The 19,021-nt window shown below is 60.5% G+C and carries 9 protein-coding genes; 5 read left to right on the top strand and 4 right to left on the bottom strand.

Annotation, left to right across the window (positions count from 1 at the left end):
- Positions 1 to 13 precede the first annotated feature (13 nt).
- Both ACZ9BE_RS00425 and ACZ9BE_RS00430 read right to left on the bottom strand, forming a co-directional pair.
- On the bottom strand, positions 14 to 4,654 hold the full coding sequence (locus ACZ9BE_RS00425; protein WP_476248792.1) for an NEL-type E3 ubiquitin ligase domain-containing protein: 4,641 nt from the start codon (positions 4,652 to 4,654) through the stop codon (positions 14 to 16).
- 65 nt (positions 4,655 to 4,719) lie between these two features.
- Complete coding sequence (locus ACZ9BE_RS00430; protein WP_476248793.1) at positions 4,720 to 7,359, bottom strand: hypothetical protein; 2,640 nt, start codon at positions 7,357 to 7,359, stop codon at positions 4,720 to 4,722.
- Between the two features lie 229 nt (positions 7,360 to 7,588).
- On the opposite strand from ACZ9BE_RS00430, the gene ACZ9BE_RS00435 reads away from it, so the two are divergent.
- The 4 genes from ACZ9BE_RS00435 to ACZ9BE_RS00450 all read left to right on the top strand — a co-directional run bounded on the left by ACZ9BE_RS00435 (position 7,589) and on the right by ACZ9BE_RS00450 (position 17,089).
- Complete coding sequence (locus ACZ9BE_RS00435) at positions 7,589 to 9,892, top strand: YgiQ family radical SAM protein (protein WP_016771932.1); 2,304 nt, start codon at positions 7,589 to 7,591, stop codon at positions 9,890 to 9,892.
- 456 nt (positions 9,893 to 10,348) lie between these two features.
- Positions 10,349 to 13,624 carry a transglutaminase family protein gene (locus ACZ9BE_RS00440; RefSeq protein WP_476248794.1) on the top strand — a complete coding sequence of 1,092 codons (3,276 nt, stop codon included), beginning with the start codon at positions 10,349 to 10,351 and terminating at the stop codon, positions 13,622 to 13,624.
- A gap of 88 nt (positions 13,625 to 13,712) precedes the next feature.
- Entirely contained in the window at positions 13,713 to 16,199 is a 2,487-nt protein-coding gene (locus ACZ9BE_RS00445; protein ID WP_095180950.1) for a circularly permuted type 2 ATP-grasp protein, read from the top strand.
- Positions 16,199 to 17,089, top strand: a complete 891-nt coding sequence (locus ACZ9BE_RS00450) for a transglutaminase family protein (RefSeq protein ID WP_476248795.1) — start codon at positions 16,199 to 16,201, stop codon at positions 17,087 to 17,089. Before ACZ9BE_RS00445 ends, ACZ9BE_RS00450 begins: the two co-directional genes overlap by 1 nt.
- Positions 17,090 to 17,298: 209 nt before the next feature.
- Here the strand turns inward: ACZ9BE_RS00450 and ACZ9BE_RS00455 are convergent, their stop codons facing one another.
- Together ACZ9BE_RS00455 and ACZ9BE_RS00460 are read right to left on the bottom strand one after the other, a co-directional pair.
- Complete coding sequence (locus tag ACZ9BE_RS00455) at positions 17,299 to 17,487, bottom strand: hypothetical protein (protein ID WP_476248796.1); 189 nt, start codon at positions 17,485 to 17,487, stop codon at positions 17,299 to 17,301.
- 68 nt (positions 17,488 to 17,555) lie between these two features.
- Positions 17,556 to 18,143 (bottom strand): LOG family protein, encoded by a 588-nt coding sequence (locus tag ACZ9BE_RS00460; protein WP_252885226.1) that lies wholly within the window; start codon positions 18,141 to 18,143, stop codon positions 17,556 to 17,558.
- 342 nt (positions 18,144 to 18,485) lie between these two features.
- On the opposite strand from ACZ9BE_RS00460, the gene azu reads away from it, so the two are divergent.
- On the top strand, positions 18,486 to 18,929 hold the full coding sequence (gene azu, locus ACZ9BE_RS00465) for an azurin (RefSeq protein ID WP_056787580.1): 444 nt from the start codon (positions 18,486 to 18,488) through the stop codon (positions 18,927 to 18,929).
- Positions 18,930 to 19,021 lie beyond the last annotated feature (92 nt).

The following is a 19,021-nucleotide window of genomic DNA, read 5'->3' on the forward strand; positions in this document are numbered from 1 at the left end:
GTCGTGGTCGGTTTCAATCGGCCGAAGCTGCCGTCTCGCTGCTTGCAGTTGTTTCGACTCCGTCACCGGGGCGAATTTCCTCGCGGGTCAGTGCCTGGATCAGCGTCGCTTCGCTGATGGCCAGCTGTGCTGTGACGTCATTGGTTTGCGCCTGATATTCGGTTTCGGTCAGGGCATTTGTCGCAGACTGCGCGTCCAGTGCGGCCTGTTTCTGTTGATAGGGCTGACGTGCGGCGTCGAACCGGGACGAGTATTTGTGCGTGATGAAGTCCTGCCAGAAATCCATCGATACCAGAGCCTGAAATTCATCGGGGGAGTCGTTCAAGGCGATGACCTTTCGGTAGGCCACTTCCAGCATCGGCGATGTGACGCCGGCCATGCCGATAAAGGACAGCGTCTGCGGCTGAAACGGTAACTGCAGCCGATCCTTGAGCCCAAAGCGGTAGGCCATCGTCATCTCGTGCGGGTCGCGCAAGCGCAGCTGATGGATATTGCGCTCCCTCGCTGAAGTTTGCGGATCGTCGACGATTGCCCTGCTCGCAGCGATTTCGGCTGCGGCCAGATCATCGACCTGTCTGAGTCTGAACAGGCTTCTGGAAAGGTCCACCAATCGAGCACCATCGCCGTCTTGCCTCGCCTGCATTCGCGCCTTGTGCGTCATGGTCAGTACTTGCATGTCTGTAAACGTGGCAGCGGCAAGGTCAGTGCAGCCAGCCTCGCAGGCGCGATCAAAAACGTCTCTGCGCAGCGCACGTGTCTGCACGCTGTTCTCGCTGATCGCATCGACCACGTCCCAGATCTGTCGGCGGAAATCGGCATGGTGGGCGAGCTTGGAAATGATGTTGAAAAAGCCATCTGAGCCCACCTGTGCTTTGAGCCTGTTCAATTGCTCGGCGCGAATCATCGCCTCGTCTGCCGTCATGCCGACGGTCAACTGCGGATAGACCGAAACAGAGTTCGTTGCCACTGCTTGCGGGTGGGCTGCCGAAACAGAAGTCGTCAGCAGGTTCAATGGATTGTAGAGCGATGCTGCGGAGCGGTTCAGCCATTCACCGTAGCCGGCCAGGCGTTCTCGTGTGTATGCGCTCAGGGGATTACCGCTTATCTGAGTGCCACTGTTGACCTGAATCGAGTGCGTCAGGCGATCCGCTGCAGGTGCGACGACAAAGTCGGGCAGACTCGTGATCCGGTTGTCGTTCAGATGGACCTTGCCCAGCAGGGGCTGATCGAACAGTCCGGTTGGCCAGCTTTCGATGCCCGTATTGGACATGTCGACCTCGCGCATGTCAGTGATCGCACTGAAATCCGGGCTCACGCTCAAGTGCGGGTTGTCGTGAATCCACAAGGCCCTCAGAGTGGTTCTCCCGGCCAGTATCTGCGCGGTCTCGGCGGTGAGTTCCAGTTGATTGCCCTGCAGGAACAACCGCGTCATCCCGTGCATCTCGCCGATGGCCGGAGGGAGATCCCTGAGTCGATTGTTCGCCATGTTCAGCCAGCGCAAATGCCGGAAGCGGGTCAGGAAACCTTCCGGGGATTCGGTGAGATTCATGTTGTTGAGTTTGAGTGAGCCGACATGGCTGAAGTCGCTGCTCAGATCCGGCAGGGTTGGCAGTGTCAAACCGCTCAAATCCAGTTCAAGACCTATCGGCGTGCCGTCGAAGGCGTGTTGCTCGGGCGTTTCACGTCGCCAGCAACTGATGATCCGGTCACGTGCCTCGATGCGCTCATTGCGGGTTTGAGTGTTGGCGTGCAATTGATTGACGCGGATATAGCGCAGACGATTGCTGCCTCCGGAAAAAACCCAGTCATCCAACTGGTTTTTCAGCACGGCGAAATCCTGCTCGAGCGCCAACAGCCTGGTCGCGACAGTGCCCTTGTCATGGCTCCAGATAAAATCCCGGCAGGCCTTGATGCTTTTGCCCGGAAACAGTCTTCGGTAGCGTTGCGCTCGCGAGTTCTCAGTATCGAATACGGCGGGGTGGGCTGGAGTCATCAACTCGGGATGCAGTTCATTGAGTCTTCGCCAGTAGCCATCGAACTTTCTCCAGTAAGGCGAAGGGAAGTCGTTGCCCTCAATCAGCGTGCGGTTGTTGATCCGCGCGACCACGGCCAATTGATCGGCAGGCGGGTTGATATGCGCGTCGGGGACGATGCGCAGTTTATTGTTGCTGAGGTCGACGCCGGTCAAGGTGGTCTTGTCAGCCAGCCCGAGGGGCCACTCGCTGATTCCGGTGTTCCTCAGCTCCAGTGTCTGCAGTCCGGACATCGCGCTGAAATCGGGCGGTATCTGCAGTGGGTTGTCAGAGAGCTTGACGGTAACCAGCTGATGCAATGCACTCAATGCACCAGCGCTGTGCTCATCGAGTTTTATCTGGTTTTCAGTCAGATTGAGGTGGGCGAGCCGGCTCATCCCGCTGATGGCTGCGGGCAATTTTTTCAGGCCGGAGCGGGTGATCGTCAGAATGTCCAGATCAGGCAACCGCGACAGGAACGTGTCGGCAGTGTCGGACCAGACGACGTTATTGAGGATGAGCATTTTCAACCGACTGAAGTCGGCCGTCAGTGACGGTAGCGGTCCGTTCACTGCTGGCAGCATGAGCGACGTCGATTCCTGGAGCCAGCAGTCCTTGATAGTCCGGGCAATGTATTCTGCCCGAAGCTTTTCCTGGCCGGCGGCGCTGGATGCTGCCGACGTGCTGTCGGCGACGTAAGCCTGCAGCTGTGCGTCGAGCACCTTGAACTCCTCGAAACGCCGGCTGATCGTGGCTTCTGCATCATCCCCCAGACCGATCAGGTATTCCCGGGCAGTTTGCGGGGTTCTCTCTGGATGCATCCGCAGCAGCATGGCGACTTCTGGAATGTCGCCATCAATCCGGAATGCAGCCGTGCGTGCGCTGGTAATCAGTGCCGGGTATTGCGCCGTAACCCGCTGCCAATAGACTTCCAGCCGCCGCCAATAACCGCTGGCGAAGGGATTGCCTTCGATCAGGGTGACGCGGTTGATGTTGGCGATGGCGAGCAACTGATCACTCGCCGGATTGATGATCGCCTGCGGAATTTCGCGCAATCGGTTGTTGCGCAGATCGATTGACTCTATCGCTAGCTGATCTCGCAGCCCGGTTGGCCATTCATCCAGCCCGGTGTTGCGCAGACTCACGGTCTTGAGCTGGAGCATGCCGCTGAAGTCCAGGGTCTTGCCCAGCGGGTTGTCCGACAGATCAAGGCTTTCCAGTTGGCTGAGCGAAGCCAGCTCGCCGGCGGTTTGCTCGCTCAGTTCAATGCGGTTCGCTCGCAGGTCCAGTTCCTTCAGGCCGGGCATCTGCGTGAGGTTCGCCGGCGGTGTATCGAGCGCCGAAGCGTTGATTTTCAAGCGCTCAAGGGCTGTGAACCGCTTGAGAAAAGTTTCGGAGCCCGCCGACCATGCCACCGCCTGCAAGTGCAGCGTGCGTACATGGCTGAAATCTGCCGAGAGCGCAGCGATGCCAGCGCCGCCAAGATCCAGCTGCAGCGTTGTTCCCGTCTGCCGTTTCCAGCAACGCTTGATCTCTTGCGCGGCGCGCTCCACCGAGGGATGGGTCGCCCCGCCGGCCAGCGCACTGGTCTTCAGCCACGTCGCGAGTTCCAGCTTCAAGGTCTTGTATTCAGTCTCGACGCGGGTCAAGAAGCCTTGTACATCGTCGCTGTGGGGGCTCAGCAGCGTGCGGATCTGCTCGCTGTCCAGAGAGGGATAAAGTTTTCGCAGTCGCGATTGTGGCGTGCGCAGTCGGTTGAACGCGGTGTTGAGCCGTTCCCGCAGCCCCGGTGAAGCCGGTTGGTCGGGACTGCCACGCTGCATTCCGCCGGCTCCGCCGACTAAGATGCCTTGCCAGCCCTGACGGGCATCGAACACCACAGGCTCGGATCTGCCAGGGCGCGTAGCGCTGTAGATGTTGTCGATGTCGGCGGCGACAGGATCTTGCGGGCGAACGATGCGCATCACTTCGGCCAGAGGCGTCGACGCATCGGGATCGTGCAAGACCTGATAGCCGTGATTATCGATCACTGCATAGAGCTTGCCGTCATGGCGGTGCAGCCCGTCGCTGTCGGGTGAGCTGGTGCTGAAGTCGAGCGGCGTGCGAAACGCCTGCAGACGCGCCCCCGATAAAGCGAAGGTGCTTGGTTGCGAAAATTCCAGCGCATGCCATCGACCACTCTCGGGGTCGTGCAGCATCAGCGGTCCGGAGGGAATCGATTCACTGGCCAGCCTGGCGCGCCAGAGGCCGCTCTGCGCATCCTTGCCCACCTGCACGAAGCCACCATCGGTCATTTCCACGTAATGGCGGCCCTTGAATGTTCTCAGGCCTTCAGCGTCGGCATCGGGCAAGCCGATCGTTGCACTGAGCCGGTAATGCTCAGGCGGGTGGCCCACATGAGCGAAGGCGTCATGCATTGAAGCAATCGCCTGCACTGTGACGTTGGGAGCAGGAACGATTGCATCAGGATCGATACCGTCTGTGGGCCTGTTCGCGCGGATTGACGGGCCGCTCAACGTGGTCGGATCCAGGCCGGGGCGCGGGGTCAGGTTGAGGCGTGGCGGGGGCGTATCCATGGATGTGTCCGGTCGAATATGTGAATGACCGGGAAGCGTCACTTTCGACGGCGGTTTGCTTGGCATGTCTTACATTCCTTGTAGTCGTTGCACGGTAGCTTCTTCAGCGGAAGCTGCCGGCCTGTTCGGCGTCATTGAGGCTGTGTCATCGGGTGAGCGGAGGCGGCGGCGAGGTCGAAGATTTTCTGCGCTGTGCGTCCATCGAGATATTCGCGCCAGACAGGTTGATGCGGCCGCTGCGCCAGTTCTTCCCTGCGCTGCGATTGAATACCCCTGCTGCTTTGTTCAAGGGTTTTCAGATGCGCGCCGCGCACGTTGAAATTCAAGTCCGGGGAATCCTGTCTCGCATAATGAAAATGTGCGTGCCAGAGGGGATCGTGGGTATGTGCATCGGTGACTAGATAGATGTCGAGATATTGCCGGTCCGAACCCTTGCCACGTTTCAATCGGCTCTCGATTTTCCGGGCGTTCACGTGGCCCTTGTCGATCAGGTACAGCAGTCGGTCGACGTTCAGAACATGCTTGTCCTTATAGATTCGCAGGCGGATGGTTTCGCCCTCATTGCGCAGACGTTCACTGGCGTCCTGCAGGCGCCGAATCAGCGCGGCGGTCTCATCATGGGCCGGTTCCGCCCGCTGCAACTGCAACACGGTGTCATCCATTGCCCCGGCGCTGCTTTCGAGCATCTCGACAATGTTGTCCGGATGGTTTCTTTGCCGTTCTTCGTGGAGGGCAGCGCGGACATGCGCGTCGACACGGTCAAGGTGCCGAGTGGCTTCGGCAACCAATGACGGCAAGCTCCTCTGCGGCGTTGTCCGCGGCGAACGCCATTCACCGCGTCCTCGGTCATAGGTCTGTGACGGCTGCCTGGGATTGTGGAGGTCGCGAACCTCAATCACCTCTTCGTTTTGCGCGGTGCGTCGAGACTCGCCGACATTGAGCTTGTAGACGCCGTTTTTCTTTGCCCGAAAGATGAGCTTGGGCGGCGGTTGGAGACCGCTTCTGTCCTGGGCCGGAATGAACTCGAAATCAATGTTCTGCTGGTCGAACGTCAGCACCGGACGGTCAGCCTGATGGAGAAACTGGTTCAAGCGGCCTACCAGCGTCTGCTCGAATATTTCGATTTCCGCAGTGATCTCCCTGCGTGAAGTGGCGTGCTGCTCCCCCGGTGCCAGATCAAGGCGTTCGAACCAGTGGCGGATGGCTGTGCATTCCTGGAACAGGTTATTCAATACGGCAGGGTGGGAAACCTCGGGAACTGCGCCAAGCGCTCCGTAAACAAAGGTCACCTGACCAAAGCGGGTGGCCAGTTCCGATGCCAGAGGGGCGTTGCCGGCCGATTGTGGGGTATCCAGCATCAGACTTTTGGTCAGGACCCAGGAGGCAACAACGTTATGGGTGTCCATTGGTGAAAGAACATCCGCGCTGAACTCGTCTGGAGAGACCCGCCATTTGTTCACAAGATTGTCGGCGATTTGCTGGCGCTCTTTCAGATGACTCAGCATCCTGCCCAGAACGTTGACTGTTCGCGGAAGCCGCTCCGGGTCGAGGTCGATCATCGGACCCTCCAGGGCGTGGCGCGTCAAGCCGCATTCGATCAGTTGCTGATAGGCGAGCATCTGTTTTTTTTGCAGCCTGATTATGTTGTTCAGGTAAGCGTCCTGCTTCATGAAGCGCTTGATCGAGGATTTTTGCTCCTCGTAGTATTTCAGCGCCTTTCCAAGGTGTTTCAGTTCTTTGTGGCAGTGAACCTCGCGATCAAGCAGCGCCATTGTTTCGCGTCGAACGGTTTGCGCATGCTCTCCCTGCGCGTTACTCGCCTCCAGCCAGGCGTTTATCAGCTGTTCACGTTTATCCTGATCCTGCTTGATCCGCTTGTTGATACCCTCGAGTGCGACTGTCACCTCCAGATGCAGCCATAAGTCTGAGGGTCGCGCCGCTGCGCCTCTCGGCATTCCGGCTACACCTGTCAAGGCGGTCCCGCGCCAGCCGGATTGAGCATTGAAAGTAATCGCTTCCGACCTGCCGAAACGTGATGCGACGTAAACGTTTGTCGCATCGGCGGCGATCGGATCTTCAGGACGAACGATGCGCATCACCGCTCTGTGCGGTGTCGAGGCGTCGAGATCATGCAGAACCTGATAGGCGTAGCTCTCGATCTGCACATAGAGTTTGCCGTTGAAGCGCAACAGGCCATCGCCGTCCGGCTCGACCGTGCTGAAATCCAGATCGGTGCGAAACGCCTCCAGCCGGGTAGTGGACAAGGGGTAGGTGGAGGGCGCCGAGGTGTCGATGGGCTGCCAGAGACGGCTGTCGGTATCGAAGCGCAATAGCGGTCCCGACGCGTGCAATTCGCTGGGCAATTTTGCCCGGTAGAAACCGCTGGCCGAGTCCAGACTCACCTGTACGGTGCCACCCTCCGGTACCTGGACATACTGGCGTCCATTGAGCGTCGACATGCCTTCGGCATCGGCCGCCGGCAGCACAACCAGCGAAGTGATCCAGTAATCCTTCAAAGGGCGGTCGTGCACAAAGGCAACAGATTGCGCTACCGCTGCCGTTCTGACCGCCGCCCGCGCAGGCATGGGGATAATGTGGTTGAGCACGTGATCGATCGCTGTTGCGATCGTTGTCGTCGGGCGCGTGGGAATCCTGAGCCCCGACGTGCCATCGAAGGACAGGGGGAAACCAGGCCGGGTTAGCGAATAATCGGGTCGCGGATTATGGATCGAGACGGTAGTGATGCCTCTGATTGGCGGTTTGGGTGACATTGCCTGTCTTCCTTTACATTGAATGCCCCGTTACTCCCGGGGGAGTGCTGCGGGCGGGCGGCTTCCTTGCCGTTTTGGTGCGTCGTACGCTCAGCGAAAACTCGTGATGTGTCGCGGGCTGGCTGCGCGAGACCAGCTCGCAGAGAAACCGACCACCGTCGTCGGAATTGGTCAAAATTTGTGCTATATTCCGCGCCCGCGATTTTTCACTTCAACACCGGTCGTCGACATGCAAGCAGCCAAGCCGTTATTTGACTATCCAAAATATTGGGCCGAATGTTTCGGGCCAGCGCCATTCCTGCCGATGAGCAGGGAGGAGATGGATCAGCTCGGCTGGGATTCGTGCGACATCATCATTGTTACCGGTGATGCCTACGTCGATCATCCGTCGTTCGGCATGGCGATCATCGGCCGGCTGCTGGAGTCGCAAGGTTTCCGCGTCGGGATCATCGCGCAGCCGAACTGGCAGTCCAAAGACGACTTCATGAAGCTCGGCGAGCCGAACCTGTTCTTCGGCGTCGCGGCGGGCAACATGGACTCGATGATCAATCGTTACACCGCGGACAAGAAAATCCGTTCCGATGACGCGTACACGCCCGGCGGCATGGCCGGCAAGCGTCCGGATCGCGCCAGTCTGGTCTACAGCCAGCGCTGCAAGGAAGCCTACAAGCATGTGCCGATCGTGCTCGGCGGCATTGAAGCCTCGCTGCGCCGCATCGCCCACTACGACTATTGGCAGGATCGCGTGCGCAACTCGATCCTGATCGACGCCAGCGCCGACATTCTGCTGTACGGCAACGCCGAGCGGGCCATTGTCGAAGTTGCCCAGCGCCTGTCGTGGGGCCACAAGATCGAAGACATCACCGATGTGCGCGGCACCGCGTTCATCCGTCGCGACACGCCACAGGGCTGGTACGAAGTCGACTCCACGCGCATCGACCGTCCGGGCAAGGTCGACAAGATCATCAACCCGTACGTGAATACCCAGGACACCCAGGCCTGCGCCATCGAGCAGGAAAAAGGCCCGGTCGAAGATCCGCAGGAAGCCAAGGTCGTGCAGATCCTGGCCAGCCCGCGCATGACCCGTGACAAGACCGTGATTCGTCTGCCGTCGATGGAGAAGGTGCGCAACGACCCGGTTCTTTACGCCCACGCCAACCGCGTGTTGCACCTGGAAACCAACCCGGGCAACGCCCGTGCGCTGGTGCAGAAGCATGGCGAGCTCGATGTCTGGTTCAACCCGCCGCCGATTCCGATGACCACCGAAGAAATGGACTACGTGTTCGGCATGCCTTACGCCCGTGTGCCGCACCCGGCGTACGGCAAGGAGAAGATCCCGGCCTACGACATGATCCGTTTCTCGGTGAACATCATGCGTGGCTGCTTTGGTGGCTGCACCTTCTGCTCGATCACCGAGCACGAAGGCCGCATCATCCAGAACCGTTCCGAAGAGTCGATCATTCGCGAAATCGAAGAGATCCGCGACAAGGTGCCGGGTTTCACCGGCGTGATTTCCGACCTCGGCGGCCCGACTGCGAACATGTACCGCATCGCCTGCAAGAGCCCGGAAATCGAATCCGCCTGCCGCAAGCCGTCGTGCGTGTTCCCCGGTATCTGCCCGAACCTGAACACCGACCACTCGTCGCTGATCCAGCTGTATCGCAGCGCCCGCGCCCTGCCGGGTGTGAAGAAGATCCTGATCGCCTCCGGTTTGCGTTACGACCTCGCCGTCGAGTCGCCGGAATACGTCAAGGAGCTGGTGACTCACCATGTCGGCGGTTATCTGAAGATCGCCCCGGAGCACACCGAGGAAGGTCCGCTCAACCAGATGATGAAGCCGGGCATCGGCAGCTATGACAAGTTCAAGCGCATGTTCGAGAAGTACACCAAGGAAGCGGGCAAGGAGCAGTACCTGATCCCGTACTTCATCGCCGCCCACCCGGGCACCACCGACGAAGACATGATGAACCTTGCTCTGTGGCTCAAGGGCAATGGCTTCCGCGCCGATCAGGTGCAGGCGTTCTACCCGTCGCCGATGGCCACCGCCACGGCGATGTACCACTCGGGCAAGAACCCGCTGCGCAAGGTGACGTACAAGAGCGACGGCGTGACCATCGTCAAGAGCGAAGATCAGCGTCGTCTGCACAAGGCGTTCTTGCGTTATCACGACCCGAAAGGCTGGCCGATGCTGCGTGAAGCGCTGATCCGCATGGGCCGCGCCGATCTGATCGGCCCGGGCAAGGATCAACTGATCCCGGCGCATCAGCCGGCCACCGACAGCTACCAGAGCGCCCGTCGCAAGAACTCGACGCCGGCCGGCAGCCACAAGGTCGCCAAAGAGAAGACCACCAAGATTCTCACTCAGCACACCGGTCTGCCGCCGCGTGCCAGTGATGGCGGTAATCCGTGGGACAAGCGTGAACAGGCCAAGGCTGCGGCATTCGCCCGCAACCAGCAGGCGGCCAAGGAGCGCAAGGATGCGGCCAAAGGCAAAGGGCCGAAGCCGACACGCAAGCCGGTCGTGCCGCGCTAAACACTGCTTGAGCTGAACAGAACGCCAACCTTCGGGTTGGCGTTTTGCTGATCGTTCCCACGCTCCGCGTGGGAATGCCTCTCGGGACGCTCCGCGTTCCAGCCGTTACTCGCAGTATTGTCGAACATGGTTGTGACGCGGAGCGTCACGGGCTGCATTCCCACGCAGAGCGTGGGAATGATCAAGTTGTTGCCACTGGCCTCTTCGCGAGCAGGCTCGCTCCCACGGGGGAACGCATTCCAAATGTGGGAGCGAGCCTGCTCGCGAAAGCGTCCGATCAAACACCGCAAGAATCAGCGTCCGCAACATTTGCGTGCAACTGAGTCCAAGCATTTCCTCGCATCGCCCGGTTTTGGTGCTGTACTGCCTTGAGCATTTCGCGAAAGTGCGCAAGCCTGTGCATGGCATAAGTCTTGCGCGCTTTCCCATACGCCCAAGGCTCGCAGGAGGCACGCCGTGTCGATTCATGTCGCATTGCATCACGTCACGCATTATCGCTACGACCGCGCTGTCGAACTCGGCCCGCAGATCGTCCGCCTGCGCCCGGCGCCCCACAGCCGCACGCGAATTCTTTCCTATGCGCTGAAAGTCTCGCCCGAGCAGCATTTCATCAACTGGCAGCAGGACCCCCAGGGCAATTACCTGGCACGTCTGGTGTTCCCCGAAAAAACCGCAGAGCTGCGCATCGAAGTCGATCTGGTCGCGGAAATGGCGGTGTTCAATCCCTTCGACTTCTTCCTCGAACCGTACGCCGAGAGAATTCCGTTCAGCTACGCCGCCGATGAACGCAAGGAGCTGGCGCCGTACCTCGAAACCCTGCCGCTGACGCCAACGTTCAAGGCTTACCTGGACAGCATCGACCGCACGCCACTGCCGGCGGTGGATTTTCTGGTGGCGCTCAATCAGCGCCTCAGTGAAGACATCGGCTACCTGATCCGCATGGAGCCCGGCGTGCAGACTCCTGAGCACACACTGCAACACGCCTCCGGTTCCTGCCGTGATTCGGCATGGTTGCTGGTGCAGCTGTTGCGCAATCTCGGTCTGGCGGCACGGTTTGTTTCCGGCTACCTGATTCAACTGACCGCCGATTTGAAAAGCCTCGACGGCCCGTCAGGCACCGAAGTCGACTTCACCGACCTGCACGCCTGGTGCGAGGTGTATTTGCCGGGTGCCGGCTGGATTGGCCTTGATGCGACCTCCGGGTTGTTCGCCGGGGAAGGGCATATTCCGTTGGCGTGCAGTCCCGATCCGTCCTCGGCGGCGCCGATCAGTGGTCTGGTCGAACCTTGCGAGACACAGTTCAGCCACGAAATGTCGGTCGAGCGAATCTGGGAAGCGCCACGTGTCACCAAGCCCTACACCGATGAACAGTGGCGGGCGATCCAGGCGCTGGGGCGGCAAATCGATGCCGACCTGCTTGAAGGCGATGTGCGCCTGACCATGGGCGGCGAGCCGACCTTCGTTTCCATCGACGACCCGGACGGCGCCGAATGGAACACTGCCGCGCTGGGGCCGGACAAGCGCCGGCTGTCCGCCGAACTGTTTCAGCGCATGCGCAAGCAATATGCACCGCAGGGGCTGGTGCATTTCGGCCAGGGCAAGTGGTATCCCGGCGAGCAGTTGCCGCGCTGGTCGCTCAATTGTTACTGGCGCCGCGACGGTCAGCCGATCTGGCACAACGACGCATTGATCGCCGACGAACAGCAGGACTATGGCGCCGACGGCGCACTGGCCGGACGCTTTCTCGCCAGCGTCGCCGAGCGTCTGAAGTTGCCTGCGCGCTTCGTCTTCCCGGCTTACGAGGATCATCTCTATTACCTCTGGCGCGAGGGCGCGTTGCCCGGCAACGTCAGCGCCGAAGATTCGCGTCTGGAAGAGCCATTGGAGCGCGCGCGATTGCGCAAGGTCTTCAGTCAGGGCCTGAACAAGGTGATCGGCCAAGTGCTGCCGCTGGCGCGCACGGCCAAGGGCGATCAATGGCAGAGCGGGCGCTGGTATCTGCGCGATGAGCACTGTCGCTTGGTGCCGGGGGATTCGCCGCTGGGTTACCGCTTGCCGCTGGCCTCGCAGCCGTGGGTGAAAGCGGCGGAATATCCGTTCATCTATCCCAACGATCCGAATCAGGACTTCGCTGAACTGCCGGATCCGGCGCAGCTCGGTGTGCACGGCGAACCTGCTGCGCTGGATGAGCGGGTGCCGAAAATCGATGAGTCCGCCGACTGGCTGACCCGTACCGCATTCTGCGCCGAGGCCCGCGAAGGCCGGCTGTATCTGTTCATGCCGCCGCTGGAGCGGGTCGAGGATTATCTGGAACTGGTCTCGGCCATTGAGGCCACTGCCGAAGAATTGCATTGCCCGGTGCTGCTGGAAGGCTATGAACCACCAAGTGATCCGCGCCTCAGCAATTTCCGTGTCACTCCGGACCCGGGCGTGATCGAGGTCAACGTGCAGCCATCGGCAAGCTGGGACGAGTTGGTCGAGCGCACCGAGTTTCTCTATGAACAGGCACGGCAAACCCGCCTGACCACCGAAAAGTTCATGATCGACGGGCGCCACACCGGTACCGGCGGCGGCAATCATTTCGTCCTCGGCGGCGCGACACCAGCGGACTCACCGTTTCTGCGGCGGCCGGATCTGCTGCGCAGCCTGATCAGTTACTGGCACAACCATCCTTCGCTGTCGTACCTGTTTTCCGGGCTGTTCATTGGTCCGACGTCCCAGGCTCCACGGGTTGATGAGGCGCGCAATGACGCCTTGTACGAACTGGAAATCGCCTTTGCGCAAATGCCGGAACCGGGCGAGGAATGTGCACCGTGGCTGGTCGATCGACTGCTGCGCAATTTGCTGATCGACGTCACCGGCAATACCCATCGCGCCGAATTCTGCATCGACAAACTGTATTCACCGGACGGCGCCACCGGGCGTCTTGGCTTGCTGGAACTGCGCGCTTTTGAAATGCCGCCCCATGCGCGCATGAGTCTGGCTCAGCAGTTGTTGCTGCGGGCGCTGGTCGCGCGGTTCTGGCGCGAGCCTTACGCGCCGGCGAAACTGGCGCGCTGGGGCACCGAGCTGCACGACCGCTTTCTGCTGCCGCACTTTATCGAAGAGGATTTCGCCGACGTTATCGTCGAACTCAACAACGCTGGCTACCCGTTGCGCGCCGAGTGGTTCGCGGCGCATCTGGAATTTCGTTTTCCCAAGGTCGGCGACTACGCCGTCAATGGCATCGAGCTGGAGCTGCGTCAGGCGCTTGAACCCTGGCATGTGCTGGGCGAGGAGGGCTCGGCGGGCGGCACGGTGCGCTACGTCGATTCATCGCTGGAGCGCTTGCAGGTCAAGCTCAACGGCCTGCCGCCACAGCGCTATCTGCTGACCTGTAATGGCGTCGCGGTGCCGTTGCACCCGACCGGACGAGTAGGCGAGTTTGTCGCCGGGGTGCGCTTTCGGGCCTGGCAACCAGCCAACTGTCTGCATCCGACCATAGCGGTGCACGCACCATTGGTATTCGACCTGCTCGATACCTGGATGGGGCGTTCGCTGGGCGGTTGCCAGTATCACGTGGCCCATCCCGGCGGGCGCAATTACGAAACCTTGCCGGTCAATGCCAATGAAGCGGAGAGCCGGCGCATGGCGCGGTTTTTCCGCCTCGGACACACGCCGGGGAAACTTCCCGTACCCAAAGTAGAAATCAATGACGAGCTACCGATGACCATCGATCTGCGCCGTTTCTAGAGCCTACGCAACACGCGGATTTTTCGTATATCCGCGTGTCATGTGCCTGCGTTAGTCTGACCGTTCCCTGCTGTCTGCCGAGCTTTCCATGCCTGACCTGCTAGACCGCTACCCGCTGACCGCGGGCACCTATCACGAACTGCTCGACGGCAGCGGCGCGGTGCGCTCGCATTGGCGGCGCCTGTTCGATCAGTTGCAGCGCAGCAGTCCGGCGCAACTGGTGCAGCGCCAAGCCTTGCTGGCGCGGCAGATTCAGGAAAACGGCGTTACCTACAACGTCTATGCCGATCCCAAGGGCGCTGACCGGCCGTGGGAGCTGGATCTGCTGCCCCATGTGATCGCGGCAGATGAATGGCAGCAATTGTCCGCCGGCATCGCTCAGCGTGCGCGCTTGCTCAATGCAGTGCTGGCGGATCTGTACGGTCCGCAGCGGTTGATCAGCGAAGGCCTGCTGCCCGCCGAGCTGGTATTCGGACACAACAATTTTCTCTGGCCCTGTCAGGGCATTGCCCCGCCCGAATCAGCCTTTTTGCATTTGTATGCCGTGGATCTGGCGCGCACACCGGATGGTCGCTGGTGGGTCACTGCCGATCGCACCCAGGCGCCGTCCGGGGCCGGCTATGCGCTGGAAAACCGCACCATCGTCTCCCGCGCCTTTCCCGATTTGTACCGGGATCTTAAGGTCCAGCATCTGGCCGGTTTCTTCCGCACCTTGCAGGAAACCCTGACCCGTCAGGCACCGGAGGGCGATGACGCACCGCTGGTGGTGCTGCTGACACCGGGGCGATTCAATGAAAGTTATTTCGAGCACCTGTATCTGGCGCGTCAGCTCGGCTATCCGCTGGTCGAGGGCGGCGATCTGACGGTGCGCAATGCCACCGTTTACCTGAAAACCCTCAGTGGCCTGCGCCGGGTGCACGCGATCATGCGCCGCCTCGACGATGATTTCTGCGACCCGCTGGAACTGCGTACCGACTCGGCGCTTGGCGTCCCCGGTCTGCTTGAGGCGGTGCGGCAGGGGCGGGTGCTGGTGGCTAATGCGCTCGGCAGCGGCGTGCTTGAATCGCCGGGCCTGCTGGGTTTTTTGCCGAAGATCAATCAGTACCTGTTCGGCGAGGAACTGATCCTGCCGTCGATCGCCACCTGGTGGTGCGGTGAAGCGCCGGTGCTGGCGCAGGCGCTGGAAAAACTTCCGGAGCTGTTGATCAAACCGGCGTTCCCGTCGCAGAGCTTCGCGCCTGTTTTCGGCCGTGATTTGAGTGAAAGCCAGCGCCTCGAGCTGGCGCAGCGTATGCAGGCACGGCCTTATGCCTACGTCGCGCAAGAGCTTGCGCAACTGTCGCAGGCGCCGGTGTGGCAAGCCGAAGACGGTCATCTGCAACCCCGCGCGATCGGCATGCGCATGTATGCGGTGGCCAGCCACGATGGCTACCGCGTGTTGCCGGGCGGTCTGACCCGAGTGGCGGCCGAGGCTGATGCCGAAGTGGTGTCGATGCAGCGCGGCGGGGCGAGCAAGGACACCTGGGTGCTCAGCGACCGTGCGCCGAGTGGCGAGCAGTGGAAGGCGCAGCGCAATGTCGGCGTGCACGATCTGGTGCGGCGCGATCCTTACCTGCCATCGCGGGTAGTGGAGAATCTGTTCTGGTTCGGCCGCTACTGCGAACGCTGCGACGACAGCGCGCGGCTGCTGCGCATCATGCTCACGCGTTACGTCGATGGCGATGATCCGCAGGCGCTGCAAGCAGCGGTCGATCTCGGCGAGCGGCTGGCCTTGCTGCCCGATGAAGGCGAACTGCCGGAGCGCCTGCTCGCTGCGTTGCTGGGCGAGGATTGGTCGTTCAGCCTGCGCTCCAACTTGCAACGCCTGCAATGGGCCGCCTCGCAAGTGCGCGGCAAGCTGTCCCGGGAGAACTGGCAGGCGCTGGTCGAATTGCAGCGCGAGGCGCTGGAGCTGGAAGTCGATGAACCGGACTTCGGCGAACTGCTGGATTTCCTCAACCGTCTGGTGATGTCGCTGGCGGCGCTGTCGGGGTTTGCGCTGGATGACATGACCCGCGATGAAGGCTGGCGCTTTCTGATGATTGGCCGGCGCATCGAACGCCTGCAATTTCTCAGCAGCAGTCTGGCGGCGTTTCTGCGCGGCGCGGGTGCGTTCGATCAGGCGGGGCTGGAGTGGTTGCTGGAGTTGGGTAACAGCAGCATCACCTACCGCTCACGCTATCTGGCGGTGGCGCAATTGATTCCGGTGCTCGATCTGCTGTTGCTGGATGAGCAGAACCCCCACGCGGTGCTGTTTCAGCTGAAACTGGTTACCCGCACGCTGAAACGCTTGAACGACGATTTCGGCGCACCTCGCGAAACTGCGTTGCCACAGTTGGTCGAACGTCTGTCGCGGTTTGATCTCGGTTGTCTGGAGAACCCGCTGTTCGGCAAATCCAGCGTACGTGCCGCGCTGGATGGTCTGGCCGATCTGTTGCAGGAAATCGCCGAAGCCAGCGGCCAGGTATCGGATCGTCTGGCCCTGCGCCATTTCGCCCATGTCGATGATGTCAGCCAGCGAACGGTGTCCGTGTGATGAGCGCTCAGTACCAGATCTTTCACGACACCTGTTATCACTACGACAGCCCGGTCTCCCTCGCGCAGCAACTGGCGCACCTGTGGCCGCGCGAATGCAGCTGGCAGCGCTGCACCGAGCAGCAGTTGCTGATCAGCCCCGAACCGACCATGCGCCGGGATGAGCTGGATGTTTTCGGCAATCCGCTGACGCGGTTGGCCTTTGAGCGGCCCCATGACCAATTGCAGGTCAACGCCCGGCTGACGGTCGAAGTGCTGGCGCGGCCGGCGCTGGATTTCAACCAGTCGCCAGCGTGGGAGCAGACCCGCGATGCGCTGACCTACAGCAGTCAGCCGTTGTCCGCCGACTTGCTCGAAGCCTGTCGCTACCGGTTCCAGTCACCTTATGTGCACTTGAAGCGCAGCTTCGTCGAGTTCTCGCAAAGCTGTTTTCCGCCAGGGCGACCGTTGCTGCTCGGCGTGCAGGCGCTGATGCAGAAGATCTTCAGCGAATTCACCTTCGATGCCGAAGCCACCCAGGTGGCGACGCCGCTGGTGGAAGTGCTGGAGCGTCGACGCGGCGTGTGTCAGGACTTCGCTCATCTGATGCTGGCCTGTGTGCGCTCGCGCGGTCTGGCGGCGCGTTATGTCAGCGGCTACCTGCTGACCCAGCCGCCGCCGGGACAGCCACGCCTGATCGGCGCCGACGCCTCGCATGCGTGGGTATCGTTGTTCTGTCCGGTATCGGGCTGGGTGGATTTCGATCCGACCAACAATGTGCGGCCGGCGCTGGAACACATCACGTTGGCGTGGGGAAGGGATTTCTCCGATGTGTCGCCGCTGCGCGGAGTGATTCTCGGTGGGGGTAATCACGACCCGGAAGTGCGGGTTACGGTGATGCCTCAGAATTGATGAGTCTTCAAATGTGGGAGCGAGCCTGCTCGCGAAAGCGTCAGGTCAGCCAATAGATTTGTAACAGATATATCGCATTCGCGAGCAGGCTCGCTCCCACAGGGGATTTTGGTGTTTCAGGGAAAGCAGGGCTGTGAGGGCCGGCAGCAGAACTGCCAGCCCCGTCACAAATCCGCAGGGTCTGATTCGATCATCAAACCCGGTGGGGCTCAGGCGTCGGGCGTCTGATCTTTCGGGGCATCGTGTGCATCAACATCATCATCGGTCGCCACTTCACCGTCAGGGTTCAGTGCCGCTTCTTCAGCAGCCTGCTTCTTGCGCTGAAGCTTTTCCTCTTTCTTCTGTTCCTTTGCCAGGTCTCGTTGACGTTTGGCGAAGGAGTAATTGGGTTTGGCCATGGGCGATCCTCTGGGGTCGAAGGTGAGGTTGAGCGGCGCGTATTCTGCCCTGTATCGGTGTCCGGGGGTTAACCGGGTTTTTGGTCGACCCACTTGGGCGTGACGGTCGGTTGCCACTGATCGAGGGCATCGAGCAGGGAATCTGGCGATTCGCTCACTTGCAGCATGTCACGGTGTGGCGCGCGAACGAAGCCTTCGCCGACGATATGATCGAGAAAAGCCGTGAGTTTGCTGTAGAAACTGTTCACTTCCAGCAGCCCCAAAGGCTTGCCGTGGTAGCCGAGCTGGCCCCAGGTCCAGACTTCGAACAGCTCCTCCAGCGTGCCGAGGCCGCCGGGCAGGGCGATGAACGCGTCGCTTAGCTCAGCCATCCGCGCCTTGCGCGCATGCATGCCGTCGACCACTTCCAGGCGCGTCAGGCTCTTGTGGCCGATCTCCTTGTCCATCAGGCTTTGCGGAATGATGCCGATCACTTCGCCGCCAGCGGCCAGCGCGGCATCAGCCACAATGCCCATCAAGCCGACCGCGCCGCCGCCGTAGACCAGCGTCAGATTTCGCTCGGCCAATGCCCGGCCAAGGGCCACGGCAGCTTCAGTGTAGGCCGGTACGGTACCGGCGTTGGCACCGCAAAACACACAAACGGATTTCAGCGACATGCGTTACTCCTGAGTCGATCAGGCGCACAGGGTAACGGCTGGCACGCTGCGCTCCAAGGACTAGACTTCGCGTTCGGGTGATTCAAAAGTACCGCTGGCGCCACAGGCGTAGGCGGCGAGCAAGCTGCACAACAGACCGTTAAAGAACATGACTTGCACTCCGTTTCAGTAGGTGGGCCGATCATAGGGTTGGCCGTACAAAATGGCCGTTAGATTGTGTCGATGAGTGTCATAGCCTGAAAGTTGTATACAATTTTTGACTCAAGTCATATGAACTTGCGATGATTTCAGGCAGTCTTTCCACCACTAGTGTTTTTGTTAACCCTGCCTTGGAGATTCACCATGTTTTCCAAAGTTGTTGCGGTATCCCTGCTGGCGCTGGCCAGCAGCCAATTGATGGCTGCCGAGTGCAAAACCACCGTTGATTCCACCGATCAGATGACCTTCAACACCAAGGAAATCGTGATCGACAAGAGCTGCAAGACCTTCACCGTCGAACTGACCCACTCCGGCAGCCTGCCGAAGACCGTCATGGGCCATAACCTGGTGATCAGCAAAGAAGCTGACATGCAGCCAATCGCTACCGACGGCCTGGCAGCCGGTATCGACAAGAACTACCTGAAAGATGGCGACGCCCGCATCATCGCCCACACCAAGATCATCGGCGCCAAGGAAACCGATTCGGTGACCTTTGATGTGGCCAAGGTGGCTGACGGTAGCTACGGCTTCTTCTGCTCGTTCCCTGGGCACATCTCGATGATGAAAGGCACTATCGTCGTCAAGTAAACCAGGCACAAAAAAAGCGTCCCCCCGGGACGCTTTTTTGTGTAGGAGCTGCCGAAGGCTGCGATCTTTTGATCTTGATCTTCAAAGCAAGA

The organism is Pseudomonas sp. TE9122, assembly GCF_056278925.1.